The following is a 15,954-nucleotide window of genomic DNA, read 5'->3' as shown; positions in this document are numbered from 1 at the left end:
GTCAGACTGCCGGGCCGACCACCACTACGCCGTCGGGTTTGAGGGTGACGGTGTCCTCGGTGAGGCAGATGGTTGGGTCCGAAGCCAGCAGGATGGTGGCTGCGTTGATGTTGTCGAGTTTGAGTGGGAGGGTAGTGGTCTGGGCGCCAAGATTGACGGCGATGCGGTGACTGCCTCGGTGTACGACGAAGGCGCCTGGGCCGCTGTGGCGGGCGTGTTCTAGGGCAGTGGTGGTGTCTGCGTCTTGGGGTGTGGGGTCAGCGGTTGTGGCTGGTCCGTGACCGCAGCCGATGGGGGTGCCTTCGGGGCCGGTGATGGTGACGTCGGCGAGGTTTCCGGCGCGCAGTTCTCGACGGCTGCTCCTCAGAGCCAAGAGTGCTTTGTACCAGCGGAGCAGGGATTCGTGTTCGCCATTGCTGCGTTCCTCCCAGTTCAGGGTGGAGTTTTCCAGGGTGGAATATGCGCCGGGGTCGGGGACTTGTGCTTCGTCCCATCCGTGTGCGGCGAATTCTTGGCGGCGTCCTTGACGGACTGCTTCTTGGAGTTCTTCGTCGACGTGGTCGGTGAAGTATTGCCACGGGGTGGATGCGCCCCATTCTTCGCCCATGAACAGCATGGGTGTGTAGGGGCTGGTGAGTAGTAGGGCTGCGCCCAGGCGGAGGCGGTCATGACCGATGTTGGCGCAGAGCCGGTCTCCGGTGGCGCGGTTGCCAACCTGGTCGTGGGTTTGAAGAGAAACGATGAATGCTTCGCCGGAGACGGTTTCCGGGTCGATAGGGCGTCCGTGGGTGCGTCCGCGGAAGGAGGACCAGCAGCCGTCGTGGCGGAAGGGTCGGCGCATGGCTCTGGGTAGCCAGTGAGGTCCGGCGAAGTCGCCGTAGTATCCCTGTGTTTCTCCGGTGAGGGCGACATGGAGGGCGTGATGGACATCGTCTGCCCATTGCCCGGCTAGTCCGAGTCCTCCGTGGGTTGGGGGGGTGACGGTGGCGGGGTCGTTGCGGTCGCTTTCGGCGATGAGTAGTAGGGGGCGGCCTAGTTCCTGGGAGAGCTGTTCCACGGCTGTGGAGAGTTCTTCCAGGAGGGAGAGGGCTCGTTCGTCATGGATTTCGTGGACTGCGTCGAGGCGTAGCGCATCGACGTGGAAGTCGCGTAGCCACATGGTTGCGTTGTCGATGATGTATCGGCGTACTGCATCGGAGTGGGGGCCATCGGTGTTGAGGGCCCATCCCCATGGGGTGTGGTGTTTGTCGGTGAAGTAGGGGCCGAATTCGCCGAGGTAGTTGCCGTCTGGGCCGAGGTGGTTGTAAACGACGTCGAGGCACACTCCCAGGCCGCGGGCGTGGGCTGCGTCGACGAATCGTTTGAATCCGTCTGGGCCGCCATAGGGTTCGTGTACTGCATAGAGGGCCACGCCGTCGTATCCCCACCCGTAGTCGCCGGGGAATGAGGCTATGGGCATGACTTCGACGATGTCTACCCCCAGGTCGACGAGGTGGTCGAGGCGTTCGATGGCTGCATCAAAGGTGCGTCCGGGGGTGAATGTGCCAACGTGCATTTCGTAGAAGACGGCGCGGTCCAGTTCGACTCCGGACCAGTCGGTGTCTGTCCAGGTGAAGTTGTGGTCGTAGACCAGGGATAGGCCGTGAGGCCCATCGGGGAGGCGTAATCCTCGCGGATCTAGGCGTGCTTGACCGTCATCAACGACGAATCCGTACATTTCTCCCACGGCCGCTTGGGCGCGCACTGACCACATGTGTGCATAGGAGCCTTCGGTGATGTTGCGTTGCATCGGTACTCGCTCGCCGCGTAGCACGAGGTCGACGCTTTCTGAGGCGTTGGGTGCCCATACCTCGAATGTGCGCATACGTATGTCGGAGACGGCGTCGCTCATGTCGGCCTTGTTCTCCGGGAGGTTTGCAGACAGGTCGATGGGAAGGTTCAGGGAAGCGATTGAGGTGGGTTCGTGTGTCATGTTCTGTGGAGTCTCACTGGGCGAGTACTGCTACGGGCAAGCGGTGTAGAAGGTCAGCGAGTCGGACGTGGCCGCCTTCGTAGGTGATGTCGTCGGTGAGCACGTCGTGCCATGTACCTTCGGGCAGTGTCACGGTGCTCTCACCAAATCCTCCTGCAGCTTCTAGGCGTTGGGGTGCGCGGGAAACAATTGTCACGAGGTTGCGGGATTTGGCCCACCCGAATGCTGCTGCGATGCGCCCTGCCGTGGTGGATCGTTCAAACCCGACAACGAATTCACTGTTAGTGGTCAATGGCGTGTAGCTGCTGCTGCCATTAAACAAGGCGGGGGCGTCTTTACGGAGTTTGAGTATCCGGGAGGTGACGTGCAGTTTTTCTTCGTCGAGGGAGGGGGTTTCTCCTAGTCCTAGGCGATTGAGTGCTTCGAGAAGCCCGAGGCGGCGAGCGTAGTCCACGGGGCGGCGGTTGTCTGGGTCAACCAGGGACAGGTTCACCACTTCGCAGCCTTGGTAGACGTCAGGTACCCCAGGCATCGTTAGCTGGAGTGTTTTGGCTCCGAGTACGTGGGCGCGGATTGCTTGTGCGTTTTTTTCAACAATGCGTTCAATGGCCTCATGCAGCGCACCACCTGAGCGCACTTTGTCTGCAAATTCGACTATCCGGCGCTCGTATTCTTCATCTCCGTCGACCCAGGAGGTGTGTACTTTCGCCTCACGTACTGCTTTTTGTAGGTACGCCTGGATGCGTTCATGGTCGATGTCACCGACTCCGACCAGTGTTTGCCACACCAGGTGCGCTGTTGGCATATCTACGCCCATTTCCTGGGCACATTCACGTGACAAGCGAGAGAGTTCTTCCCACCCTTGGGTGTCACCTGCAATAGCGAGAATGCGGGCGCGTACGTCTTCGCTGCGCTTGGTGTCATGGGTGGACAGGGTTGTCATGCCGCCGGGCCAGTTCAGCACCTGATGTTGGGCCCAGATGTGCAGTTTTTGGACAGAGCCGTGTTCGAGGTCATCGGGGTCTCCACCTACCTCATTCAGAGCTACCAAGCGGTGATTGCGGTAAAACAGAGTGTCTTCGATGCCTTTAGCCATCACCGGACCCCACGTTTGCTGTAACCGGACGCTGAAGTCGATAGCCGGGGCAGTGGATTCATCGTCGGGCACAGCCAGTGGGACAAGAGCCACCAGCTCATCGTCAAGATCGGGTCGGTTTGCTCGTGCTGCGGAGAACGCTTCGGTCAACCGTCGCCGTGCATCGGGTGAGAGTTTTTCGTCCGCGCGTAGGTAGGCTCGGTACACCTCACCGGAAACGAGCAGCTCAGCGATTGCCTCGCGTAGACGCTCGGGGTCACGCTCAGGGAGAACCTCACGTGCACGGCGCGTTAACCGTTCCAGTTCTGGGCCAAGTGATTGGGCTACCACCTGGCGTTTGGCTGCTTCGGAAGCGCCGGCGAGGTCTTCATCACCGCCACTGGCACGCCACTGCTGGGTGATGACTGCCTCGGCGGCTGTGTCGACTAGTGCGGCTTGCACTACTCGCAGCCCGTCATATCCGGTGGTGCCGGCACATTTCCACTTTTCGGGCAGAACTTCGCTGCCTTCGATGATCTTCTCTACGAAGATGGGGGTGCCGCGTTTTGTGGCTGCAGCCAGGTTGTTGAGGTATTGCTCTGGGTCTGCCAAACCGTCCGGATGGTCGATGCGGAACCCATCAATCACGCCGGCTTTATGTAGCTCGAGCAGGAGAGCATGGGTGGCGTCGAAGACTTCTTTGATCTCAACTCGCACTGCGATGAGCCCGTCCACTTCGAAGAAGCGGCGATAGTTCAGGACGCTGTCTTTGTCGCGCCAACTTGCGAGGCGATAGTGCTGACGGTCCAGCACCGCCCCCACGATTTCTGGATCTGCGCACCCTGGCCAGGCCTCACCTTCGGTGCCCAACGCGATAGGAAGTACATGGTCGAAGTAACGGATTACCCATTCGGCGCGGCTATCTGTGCAAGGAAGTTCCACCCGGTCGAGCGTGATTTCTTGCGCTTGCAGAACAGCGGGTAGGTCATCGCCAAGAATTGGTAGTCCTAGACGGCCGCCGCCAACACGCCAGTCGATGTCGAACCACTCTGCTGTCGGGGCGTCACGCCCATCGCGCAGCACTTCCCATAGCGGCTTGTTAGCGCTTTCGGGGGCCACGAATGCCATGTGGTTAGGAACTACATCCACGATGACGCCTAACCCGCGTTCGTGCGCAGCAGCGGCTAAAGACTCGAGTGCTTCTCGACCACCCAGCTCCGCGTTGACACGGCTGTGGTCCACCACGTCGTAGCCATGCATCGACCCTTGCGCAGCCTGCAACACAGGCGACAGGTACAGGTGAGACACACCTAGGGCGGCCAGGTACGGCACCACAGCCTCCGCGTCCGCGAACCCGAAATCGGCGTTCAGCTGGAGACGGTACGTACCGGTGACGTTCATCGAAAGGATCTCCTCACAGGGGGCTGTACGGGGGACGAACTAGCAACCGCCACAACCGTACCGACTCCACAGAGTGTCGAAGACATCCTTGGTCATGCTTTACCCACAAGGGCGGGTATTCACTTACTAAGCGACACCGAGGGCGAACACTGTGGATCGCATTGCTTCCACGCTCAGCGGATCCCACAACGGGCAGACGAACTCGATCTCGTCGAATTCTTCATCCAGAGTGTCCACACGGCGCGTCCCGGTTTCAACGAACCCGGCACTGCGCAGGAGGTCAGCGCATCGGCTTTCTTCCCGAACTGACATAAACACGTTCGAGACCCAGTGGTCACGCATCCATTCAGACAAGCGCGCGATCAACGCAGCGGCCACGTCTCCTGTGGGTGCGCCAGGCTCACGAACAACGTGAAGGAAGGCAACTTGCCCCAGGCGTTCTTCACCTTCACGGTCCACATATCCGGACACAAAACCAACAAATCTGCCATGGGAATCCACGGCAGCAAAAGCCGCGGCGCCCCAGCGCGTGAACTCACGGGCACGCGCCACCCAGTCTGCGTCGCCACAGGCGAGCGCTTCATCCAGGGTCTCGGCATAAACGCCTGGTGCTTCGGCGAGCATGTCGAGCCACACCCGGCGAAGCTGCTCCGCTTCAGAGGGGCCGACAGCAACGAACTTGATGTCCAACTGTCTCACCCGACCCACATTAGGCCCCCTGACCGGCCAAGTCAGCCTCACAGGCATATGGATTGATTTCGATTCCACGTAGTGGGCATTTCACAGATTCAGCGGAATCTATACATACGTACAGGAAACGACCGTTCACCTAGTACGTCGCGCCTTCACAACACGGACCAGCGCACCATATACACACAACCCAAAGTGACGAACATCACATTTTCCGCACGTGTCCGAAACGGGCCTGCCTTACGACACCGAAGTCAAGTCTCGAACCCATACGACCAACTCCCCCACCTCATCCGAAGCCGTCAAATCAACCACCCCAACGATCCGCCAATCACGTTCTTGTTCAGGATCATCGAGGATCTGCTCGACCTGCCACACAACGTGCCCTTCCGCTCCAGGACCGGCCGGGTCTTCGTCTTCGAAGGCCGGTTTTTCATCGATGCGGAAAAATTTCGGCCCTCGCGCATCTGCACCAGTTCCAATCGAATCCGGCACCTCGCCATACACGTCCTCATAGCCCGCAAGCGCGTCATCCCATTCTTCAGATGTCAGTGGGGGCACCTCAGCGCGGCGCAAATCCAACACATCAGCAGCGGATGAATCCAGCTCTGCCAAACCCAACACGTTGCCCTCAGCCAACAACTCCACGCGTCGCCACATTGCCTGACGCAGCCACATACGGAAGATCCGAGAATTGCCGGTGATGGGGCGAACTTCCACCTCTGGTGGGCGAACCTCTTCGGTCTGTTGCCGTTGCGGATCGGTGAGTGCTTCCCACTCATCCAGCAGCGAGGAGTCAGTAGCACGGATAAGTTGCCCAAGCCAGGTAATGATGTCGTCGACCTCATCAGTGCGATACACCTCAGGCACCGTCTGTCGCAGGGCGCGGTAGCAGTCAGTGAGATAGCGCAGCACCACACCTTCAGATCGGGCGAGGTCATAGACCCGCACGAACTCTCCGAAACCACGTGCGTTCTCGAACATTTCCCGCACCACGGTTTTCGGGCTGAGGAGATCTTCGGTCAGCCATGGGCGACCTTGACGGTAGGTGTCGTAGGCCGCGCGCAGCATCTCTTCACACGGTTTAGGCCACGAGACATTCTCCAGCAGCTCCATCCGCTCGGCATAGTCGATGCCGTCAGCTTTCATCTCAGCGATCGCTTCGCCTTTAGCCTTGCGCTGCTGAGCCCACAGCACGACGCGGGGATCCTCCAGCGTTGCCTCCACCACGGACAACAGATCAAGAGCGTAAGTCGGTGAGTCTTCGTCAAGCAGCTCCAAAGCTGCAAGGGCGAAAGTGGACAGCGGCTGGTTCAACGCGAATCCATCTTGGAGGTCATCAACTAGACGCAGGCGCTTACGCAGATCGAAAGCAGGGGTTAATTGATCAAATTCGATATCTTCAGAGCCAATTCGGTCATCGGTGTCGCAGCTGACTCCGCCAGGAACCGCCGAGGCCGGTAAGCGAAAAGTTTCCACGATATCGGCGGTCTTCAAGGCACGCAGGATTTCGATTCCGCGGCGCTGCAACCGGTACTTGCGCCCCGTGGGTTCATGGCTGTCCCAGATGAGGCGCCGCATGAGCAGAACCGGGTCTGCGTCATCTAGTTCAGAGCGGGCAATGACATCAAGAACCATGGCATGCGTCACCCGCATCCGAGACACCAGCGGTTCTGGCTGACCCTCCACCAGTCGCGTGAATGTGTTCTCGTCCCAGGAGACAAACCCACCGGGGGCTTTCTTTTTCTGGGCTTTCTTCTTCTTTTTCGGGTCGGCAGCAGCCTTCTCTTCGGCTTTGATGTTTTCGATGACGTGTTCAGGAGCCTGCACTACGACGGTTCCTGTGGTGTCGAATCCAGCGCGGCCAGCTCGACCAGCGATCTGATGGAACTCGCGCACCTTAAGTACACGTTGGCGGCTTCCATCAAATTTAGTCAGACCAGTGAGCAGAACAGTACGAATCGGCACGTTAATCCCCACACCAAGGGTGTCTGTGCCACACACCACTTTGAGCAGACCAGCTTGAGCGAGGGTTTCCACGATGCGCCGATACTTGGGCAGCATCCCGGCGTGGTGAACGCCGATGCCGTGGCGAATCAGCTTGCTCAGCGTGGTGCCAAAGCCTTTCCCAAACCGGAACCCACCCAGCATTTCGAGAATCTTGTCACGGTCTTCACGGCTAGCGACCTGCACACTCAACAAAGCTTGCGCCCGTTCTAGCGCGTCTTTCTGTGTGAAATGCACTACATACACAGGCGCTTGGCGGGTCTGGATGAGCTCCACAAGCTTGTCCGTGATCGGCTCAGTCGAATACTCGAAAGACAACGGGATCGGGCGTTCGGCGTTATCTACCAGAGCTGTTTCTCGCGCCGTGCGGGCAGTCAAATCACTGCGGAAGAACGACACATCACCCAACGTGGCACTCATCAGCAAAAACTGGGCCTGCGGGAGTGTCAAGAGCGGAACCTGCCACGCCCAGCCACGATCAGGCTCAGAGTAAAAATGGAATTCATCCATGACAACGGTGGAAACAGCCAGATGTTCCCCATCACGCAGAGCCAAATTAGCGAGAATCTCAGCAGTGCACGCAATGATCGGAGCATCCGCATTCACCGAAGCATCACCGGTGATCATGCCGACGTTACGCGCCCCAAACTTACCCACAAGGTCGAAGAATTTCTCACTCACCAACGCCTTAATCGGAGCGGTGTAGTAGGTGCGGCGACCAGTGCGTTGAAAGTCAGCCAGCGCAAAAAAATGAGCTGCGAGCGCCACCATGGACTTGCCTGACCCGGTGGGGGTGGCGAGGATGACATTCGACCCGGCCGCGAGTTCCAGCGCGGCTTCTTCTTGATGGGGGTAGAGGACCACGCCGCTCTCTAGAGCCCACTGGGCAAACCCTTCAAATAGGGCCTCTCCCTCGGGAGCGGAATCGGTGGTGGGCGGCATGTGGTCGGTCAACGCAGTCATCACCACCATGGTGGCAGGTTCAGCCAGCCACAGCAGGTGCGAACCGCCCCACCGAAGCCCACAACATCACTGTGACGGCGTTGCCGGAGCAGGAAACTCAGCTGTGCTTAAGCACAGCTGGTAGGAATCGGCGCCGTGGCAGGTTGATATCTGCTCCGGCGCGATAGCGAAGTCAGTTTGTTAGCTGTGTTTTTCTGGACTGTCGGCCTGACGGGCTTCGTCTTCAATATGGCCGTGAGTGCGGCCTGTGTTCTGCCCGGGCTGTCCATACCCAGCCTGCCCGGGATGAGCATCTTCAGCACGTTGCTTAGCGGACTCCATCTCTTTGGCTTGGCGGTCACTGCGTGAGACCTCAACAGGGTCATGTGATTGCGTCATACGACGAGGCTGCCCCGCGCCTGCCCTGACCGCAACACATGCCGGGGCGACACGCTAGTTCTGCTGACTGCGCTGCTACGAGCAGGCGCACAGCTGCTGCGACGGCGCCACCAGGTGTGAGCTACGGCTCACACCTCAAGAGAATGCAGCACGTGCTTAATGCGCGTGTACTCCTCCAACGCATAGACAGACAAATCCTTGCCGTACCCAGAGCTTTTGAAACCGCCGTGCGGCATTTCAGCAGCAAGCAACACATGCGTGTTCACCCATACACACCCGAAATCCAAATCTCGGGAAACCCGCATCGCTGTGCCGTGATCACTGGTCCACACACTCGAAGCGAGCCCATAATCCACCCCATTAGCCAGCTCTACTGCCTCTTCCTCAGTGCTGAATGTCTGCACTGTCAACACCGGCGCGAAGGTTTCCTCCTGGACAAGCTCATCATCTTGGCGAACCCCATCAATGATCGTGGCCGGCACATAGAAACCCTCACGCTCCAACGCCGCGCCACCAGTCAACACCCGCGCATGCGCAGGAACCCGCGCCAGCTTTTCCTTCACTTGAGCGAAATGCCGAGCGTTGTTCAGCGGCCCGAAATCATCGCCCTGCCCCGTGCCCGTGGTCGTGTTGCGCGCGGCAGCGACGAGAAGGTCCACAAACTGCTCATGCACGCTCTCCTGCACCAACACCCGTGTCACGGCGGTGCAATCCTGCCCAGAGTTAAACGTCCCGAACATGACCAGCTGTTCGGCCGTACGCTGCAAATCAGCATCCGCGAACACCACCGCAGGGGCCTTGCCACCCAACTCCAGATGTGCCTGCTTCACCCCTGCAGCCGCCCCAGCAGCAACCGCACGCCCAGCACGCACCGACCCAGTAATCGACACCAGCCCCGGCACTGGATGCCTACTCATCAACTCACCAGTAGAAGCATCACCAAGAACAACATTGACCACCCCTGCGGGGAACACCTCCCCCGCCAACCGGGCCAACACCAGCGTGGACTCCGGAGTGGTATCTGAAGGCTTCAATACCACCGTGTTCCCCGCAGCCAACGCCGGCCCCAACTTCCACAACGCCATCAAAATGGGGTAATTCCACGGAGTGACCTGCGCGACCACACCAATAGGTTCACGGCGCACATACGACGTGTGCCCTTCCACATACTCCGTCGCAGCCCGACCCTCACATGTACGCGCAGCCCCAGCGAAAAAACGAATATGGTCAGCGCCAGCCATGACCTCCTCATCGAGGATCTGCTGACGCGGCTGCCCCGTGTTCCGCGCCTGGGCATCAACAAGTTCCTCCCCAGCCGCCTCAAGCGCATCAGCGAAAGCCAAAAGCATCTTCTGACGATCACCAGGAGTGCTGCGCTTAAACGTCCGCGAAGCACGCAACGCCGCATCAAAAGCAGCATCCACATCACGGGCACCAGAAATCGGTGACACCGCAACAACCTTCCCCGTGGTGGGATCGACAACATCAAGACTGTCCGTCGCGCAAGCATCAACAAAAACGCCGTCAATGACATTCTGCAAACGATTCATCGTGTTCCTTTCGTAAACCCGGGGAAAAAGTCAGCTCGCAGCGACAACATCCGCGAAAGCCTGCTCGAGCACATCAAGCCCCTCACGCAGCAGGTCCTCACCAATCACCAGCGGGGGCAGGAACCGCAACGCATTCCCGTACGTGCCAGCCGTGAGAGTGACTACCCCCGCAGCGTGACAAGCAGCACTAATACGTTTCGTGACCTGCGGGTCAGGAGTCTTCGTGCCAGGTTTAACGATCTCGACAGCCATCATCGCCCCCCGACCACGAATGTCACCGATAACGCCATAACCAGCAGCAATACCCTCCAAACGCTCCTGCAGAATCGACCCGATACAGCGAGCACGCCCAGCCAAATCCTCCTCACGCATCGTGGCCACCGCCCCCAACGCCGCCGCACACGCAACCGGATTACCGCCGTACGTGCCACCCAAACCACCCGCATGCACCGCATCCATCATCTCCGCGCGCCCCGTCACCGCCGACAACGGCAACCCACCCGCAATGCCCTTAGCCGTCGTGATCAGATCCGGCACCACCTGCTCAGCCTGGCAGGCAAACCAATCACCCGTACGGCAAAAACCGGTCTGCACCTCATCAGCAACAAACACCACACCGTGCTGCTTGCACCACTGCGCGATCTTGGCCATCCACCCTGGCGGCGGCACAATAAAACCGCCCTCACCCTGAATCGGCTCAATCACCACCGCCGCCACATTCGACTCACCCACCTGCGCATGCACCGCAGACTCAAACGCCTCAAATGCGTCCTGCACCATCGACTCCGCAGGCCCCGACCATCGATACGGATACGCCATCGGCATCCGATACACCTCACCGGCAAACGGACCAAACCCCTGCTTGTACGGCATATTCTTCGCCGTCAACGCCATCGTCAGATTTGTGCGGCCGTGATACGCGTGATCAAACACAACCACCGCATCCCTACCGGTGAACACCCGCGCAATCTTGACCGCGTTCTCCACCGCCTCAGCACCGGAATTAAACAAAGCACTGCGTTTGGGATGGCTACCCGGGGTGACCTCATTCAACATCTCACACACCTGCGTATACGCCTCATACGGGGTCACCATGAAACACGTGTGCGTAAACCGCTCCAACTGCTCAGCAGCCGCAGCAACCACCCGCGCATCGGAATTACCGACAGAAGTCACCGCGATCCCAGACCCAAAATCGATCAGATGATTACCATCCACATCGACCAACACCCCACCACCGGCACGCTCCACATACACCGGCAACCCAACCCCCACCCCCGCCGACACAGCAGCACACGTCCGCTCATGCATCTGCCGACTACGCGGCCCCGGCACCTCCGTCACAAGACGGCGCTCCTGAACAACTTCCGATGAAAAACGGGGCTGGCTGGTCAACGGTCCTCCTCAACAAGACACACCGCGAGCCACCCTGCCAACGGGCGACACCGCGACAACTGTGGCGCAGTCCCCCCACTCTCATACCCGCACCCGAAATCTGTCCGATGAATTCCCGCACCGTTATTAAACAATTCGTAAAAAATCAGCACAGCCACAAAAACACCCCCAACCCAACAGCCCAACACCGCCTGTCCACCACGACGAACCACCCCGCCAGACGTAGCGTCAACACATGCGCATCTTCCCCACGGTCCCCGCCCCCGCACCATCGACCGTCGATGCCGTCCTCGCCGCCGCACACGGACCCAACATCATCAACGACAGCCTCACCATCGCCACCCGCCTATCCCCCATCGCCCACACCCTGGGCAACGACACCCTCGCCTACTTCAACCAACTCGCCCACATCGCAGCCATCGACCTCACCGTCGCACGCACCATCGAACCCCACCTCGACGCCCTCACCATCCTCACCCAAGCCAACCCCGTCGACCTGAGCAGAATCACCGTCGACCACAACTCCACCTGGGGAGTCTTCGCCGCCAACACCCCCGGACACGGACTCCACGCCCGCCCAAGCCCCCACGGCCCCACCATCTCCGGCACCAAAACCTGGTGCTCCCTCGCCAACCACCTCACCCACGCCCTCGTCACCGCAACCAACCCCGACAACACCACCAGCCTCTACGCCATCGCCCTCACCGACGACATCACCATCGACTCCCACGCCTGGGCAGCACGCGGCCTCACCCACATCACCACCTCCACCATCACCTGCACCGACATACCCGCCATCCCCATCGGACCACCCAACTGGTACCTCGAACGCCCCGGATTCACCTGGGGCGGCATCGCCGTCGCCGCGATCTGGTACGGCGCCGCCCGCGCCATCGCCCAACAGCTCTACCATCACAACCCCCACCGCGAACCAGACCAAATCGCCCTAGCCGCAATCGGCCACACCGACATCGAACTCGAAAACGCACGCCACGCCCTCGAAATCGCCGCAACCCTCATCGACACCGGCCACGCCACCGGAAAACACGGCACCATCCTGGCCCTACGCACCCGCTCCATCGTCGCCGAAGCCGCCGAACACACCATCACCCACGTCGGCCACGCCACCGGCCCAGCACCCCTAACCCTGAACAAAACCCACGCCCGCCGCGTCGCCGACCTCACCGTCTACCTCAGACAACACCACGCCCAACGTGACCACGCCACCCTCGGCAAACACCTACTCAACACCACCAACACGCCATGAACACCACCCCCACCTTCCACCACACCGACCCCGGCACCCCCGAACACACCTGGCTCCAAGACCCCCGCTGGGACCGCGTCCCCACCCTGAACACCACCACCCTGTTCAACAACCACACCCACCTACTCGTCGCCTCAGCCCACCCCGACGACGAAACCCTCGGCGCCGGCCTACTCATCCAAGAAGCCCACCGCGCCGGCCTACACATCACCATCCTCGTCGCCACCAACGGCGAAGCCTCCCACCCCCACTCCCCCACCTGGACAGCGAACATGCTCTCCACCACCCGCCACAACGAACTACACGAAGCCATCAACACCCTCGCCCCCGGCGCCACCATCACCCACCTCAACCTCCCCGACTCCAAACTCGCCCACCACCACAACCACCTCACCCACACCCTGACCACCACAACCAACAAACACACCATCCTCCTCGCCCCCTACCCCAAAGACGGCCACACCGACCACGACACCCTCGGCGCCGCCGCCCACACCGCCGCCACCACCACCGGCGCCCTCCTCATGCACTACCCCCTCTGGCTCTGGCACTGGGGCACCCCCAACGACCTGCCCTGGAACAACACCATCACCCTGCCCGCAACACCCCACACCCTCACCACCAAAAAAACCGCACTCGCCAAACACCGCACCCAAACCCAACCTCTCAGCCCACTGCCCGGCGACGAACCCATCATCACCCCCAACGTCACCACCCGAGCCCACCGCCTCATCGAAACATTCATCCTCACCACCCCCACCCACACCAGCGACCTAGCCACACCCCCCACACCTCCAGACCCCACCCCCTTCACCACCATGTACACCCACAACAACGACCCCTGGAACTTCGAAAACTCCTACTACGAAACCCGAAAACGCGCCCTCCTCACCGCAATCCTGCGCCAACCCACCCACAACGCCACCCTCGAAATCGGCTGCGCCGACGGCCGCCTCACCGAAGAACTCGCCAAACACACTCACACCATCACCGGCATCGACATCAGCCCAACCGCCATCAGCATCGCCCAACAACGCAACATCCCCCACGCCACCTTCATCACCGGAGCCACCCCATACGACCTACTCGAAGGCCCCTACGACCTCATCATCAACTCCGAAATCGGCTACTACCTCACCCCCCACGACTGGCTCGCCACCCTGCGCCACTGCCGCCGCACCCTCACCGCAGGCGGCCAACTCATCCTCGCGCACTGGCAACACCCCACCACCAACATCCCCCTCGACGGCCCCCACATCCACGCCCAAGCCGCCACCCTGCTCGACCTACCCCACACCGCCCAATACCGCGACGCCGACCTCACCATCGACATCTACGGCGGCCCCACCTCCATCGCAAAACAGGAAAACAGATGACGCCCCGACACGTCATCGTCGCCATCCCCGCACACAACGAACAAGACCACCTACCCCGCTGCCTCACCCACCTCACCAAAGCCACCACCCAAGCACACACCCACACCGGAACCACCTGCACCACCGTCATCGCCCTCGACGGATGCACCGACGCCACCCCCACCATCGCCCACTCCTACGGCGCGCTCACCACCACCCTCAACGCACACAACGTCGGCGCCGCTCGCCACAGCGCCATCTGCACCGCCATCGCCACCCTCGACCCAAACCTCCTAGCCGCCCCCGAACACATCTGGATCGCCAACACCGACGCCGACACCCTCGTCCCACCACATTGGATACGCGCACAACTCACCCTCGCCAGCAACGGAGCCGACCTCATCACCGGCACCGTCGAACCCACTCCCCACACCAACCCCACCCTCCTCAACACCTGGCACGCCCAACACAACCTCACCGAAACCCATCCCTACATCCACGGCGCAAACCTCGGAATCCGCGCCTCCACCTACCTGCACATCGGCGGATTCCCCGCCATCACACTCCACGAAGACATCACCCTCGTCGAACACGCCCGCACCGCCGGAGCCAACATCATCTCCACCGACACCACCCGCGTACGCACCTCCAGCCGCCTGCACAGCAACGTCGAAGCAGGATTCGCCGGATACCTACGAAACATCACCACCAGCTAGCCACACAAAAAAGGGGACTGTGCAAAGACAAACTCCACACGCCCCCCCTCACCTCACCCATCACGCATGCGCAACAGGTGCCTCACTGGTGTAGTCCCCTAAAAGAGGCGCCTTCGCACAGGCCTGACGAACCACATCAGCGAACGCATCCACATCCTGCGGCGCCGTATCGAACGAACACATCCACCGCACCTCACGACGCGCCGGATCCCAGTCGTAGAAGGCGTACTGCTCACGAGCCACATCAGCCACCCCCTCAGGCAAAATCACAAAAACACCATTGGCCTTGGTCTCCTGGGTAAACATCACTCCCGGAACCCCCTCCAACGCAGCCCGCAAACGCGCAGCCATCGCATTAGCATGCCGCGCACTACGCAGCCACAAATCACCCTCAAACAACGCAACAAGCTGCGCAGACACAAAACGCATCTTGCTCGCCAACTGCATGTCCGCCTTGCGGTTATACCGCAAAGCATCACTCACACCAGACAGCTTGTCAGGATCAAAAACAACAATCGCCTCAGCGCCCAAAGCACCATTCTTCGTGCCACCAAGACTAAGAATGTCCACACCGGCATCCACCGTGAACGCCCGCAAATCCAACCCCAACGACGCCGCAGCATTAGACAGTCGAGCACCATCCATATGCAGCATCATGCCCAGCTCGTGCGCACGATCTGCGAGAGCACGAACCTCCTCAACTGCATAAATCGTGCCCAACTCAGTCGACTGCGTAATCGAGACTGCAGCTGGTTGTGCACGATGCTCATCACCAAAACCCCACGCCTCGGTATCGAGCAACGCAGGCGTGAGCTTGCCATCAGGAGTGTCCACCGAATAGATCTTGAAACCACCAACCCGCTCCGGTGCACCCCCCTCATCAACATTGATATGCCCCGTACGAGCACACACCACAGCACCCCATCGAGGAAGAGCTGACTGCAAAGCAGTCACATTGGCGCCTGTGCCGTTAAACACCGGGAACGCCTGCGCTTTAGCACCAAAATGGCCACGAATTACCTCTTGCAGCCGTTGGGTATACACATCTGAGCCGTAAGCGGATTGATGACCACCATTAGCTGCAGCGATCGCGTCCAGAATTTCTGGGTGCACCCCTGAATAGTTATCGGAGGCAAAGCCACGGCGGTTGATGTCGTGAAGTGGTTTAGCGGTGGAGGTCATGTC

At 60.2% G+C, this 15,954-nt stretch carries 11 protein-coding genes; 3 read left to right on the top strand and 8 right to left on the bottom strand.

The genetic code is table 11. From position 1 onward, the window contains the following. Window position 1: 1 nt before the first annotated feature. The 7 genes from treZ to gabT all read right to left on the bottom strand — a co-directional run bounded on the left by treZ (window position 2) and on the right by gabT (window position 11,431). A complete protein-coding gene (gene treZ / locus DXZ77_RS00930; protein WP_258553055.1) occupies window positions 2-1,972 on the bottom strand; it encodes a malto-oligosyltrehalose trehalohydrolase in 1,971 nt (656 codons plus the stop codon). 13 nt (window positions 1,973-1,985) lie between these two features. Continuing rightward, on the bottom strand, window positions 1,986-4,448 hold the full coding sequence (treY, locus tag DXZ77_RS00925; protein WP_115029252.1) for a malto-oligosyltrehalose synthase: 2,463 nt from the start codon (window positions 4,446-4,448) through the stop codon (window positions 1,986-1,988). Between the two features lie 126 nt (window positions 4,449-4,574). Next, window positions 4,575-5,147: a hypothetical protein gene (locus DXZ77_RS00920; protein ID WP_115029250.1), complete on the bottom strand. Its 573-nt coding sequence runs from the start codon at window positions 5,145-5,147 to the stop codon at window positions 4,575-4,577. Window positions 5,148-5,378: 231 nt separating this feature from the next. Then, a complete protein-coding gene (locus DXZ77_RS00915) occupies window positions 5,379-8,108 on the bottom strand; it encodes a DEAD/DEAH box helicase (protein ID WP_220181572.1) in 2,730 nt (909 codons plus the stop codon). A gap of 180 nt (window positions 8,109-8,288) precedes the next feature. Next, entirely contained in the window at window positions 8,289-8,486 is a 198-nt protein-coding gene (locus tag DXZ77_RS11615) for a hypothetical protein (RefSeq protein WP_147279140.1), read from the bottom strand. A gap of 128 nt (window positions 8,487-8,614) precedes the next feature. After that, entirely contained in the window at window positions 8,615-10,036 is a 1,422-nt protein-coding gene (locus DXZ77_RS00910; protein ID WP_115029247.1) for an aminobutyraldehyde dehydrogenase, read from the bottom strand. Between the two features lie 30 nt (window positions 10,037-10,066). After that, window positions 10,067-11,431, bottom strand: coding sequence for a 4-aminobutyrate--2-oxoglutarate transaminase (gene gabT, locus DXZ77_RS00905; protein WP_115029245.1), 1,365 nt, complete (start codon window positions 11,429-11,431; stop codon window positions 10,067-10,069). Between the two features lie 235 nt (window positions 11,432-11,666). On the opposite strand from gabT, the gene DXZ77_RS00900 reads away from it, so the two are divergent. The 3 genes from DXZ77_RS00900 to DXZ77_RS00890 are packed head-to-tail and all read left to right on the top strand — an operon-like array spanning window position 11,667 to window position 14,769. Beyond that, window positions 11,667-12,698: an acyl-CoA dehydrogenase family protein gene (locus tag DXZ77_RS00900; protein WP_115029243.1), complete on the top strand. Its 1,032-nt coding sequence runs from the start codon at window positions 11,667-11,669 to the stop codon at window positions 12,696-12,698. Further along, window positions 12,695-14,074: a bifunctional PIG-L family deacetylase/class I SAM-dependent methyltransferase gene (locus DXZ77_RS00895; protein WP_115029241.1), complete on the top strand. Its 1,380-nt coding sequence runs from the start codon at window positions 12,695-12,697 to the stop codon at window positions 14,072-14,074. Before DXZ77_RS00900 ends, DXZ77_RS00895 begins: the two co-directional genes overlap by 4 nt. Next, window positions 14,071-14,769 carry a glycosyltransferase family 2 protein gene (locus DXZ77_RS00890; protein ID WP_115029239.1) on the top strand — a complete coding sequence of 233 codons (699 nt, stop codon included), beginning with the start codon at window positions 14,071-14,073 and terminating at the stop codon, window positions 14,767-14,769. The genes DXZ77_RS00895 and DXZ77_RS00890 overlap by 4 nt, the downstream gene beginning before the upstream one ends. 60 nt (window positions 14,770-14,829) lie before the next feature. On the opposite strand, the gene DXZ77_RS00885 is transcribed toward DXZ77_RS00890, so the two are convergent. Next, complete coding sequence (locus tag DXZ77_RS00885) at window positions 14,830-15,951, bottom strand: threonine aldolase family protein (protein WP_115029237.1); 1,122 nt, start codon at window positions 15,949-15,951, stop codon at window positions 14,830-14,832. Window positions 15,952-15,954 lie beyond the last annotated feature (3 nt).

Source organism: Dermatophilus congolensis, assembly GCF_900447215.1.
GTDB classification, from domain to species: domain Bacteria; phylum Actinomycetota; class Actinomycetes; order Actinomycetales; family Dermatophilaceae; genus Dermatophilus; species Dermatophilus congolensis_A.
Note: the sequence above shows the minus strand (reverse complement) of the source record. Positions and strands in the feature narration are given on the sequence as shown.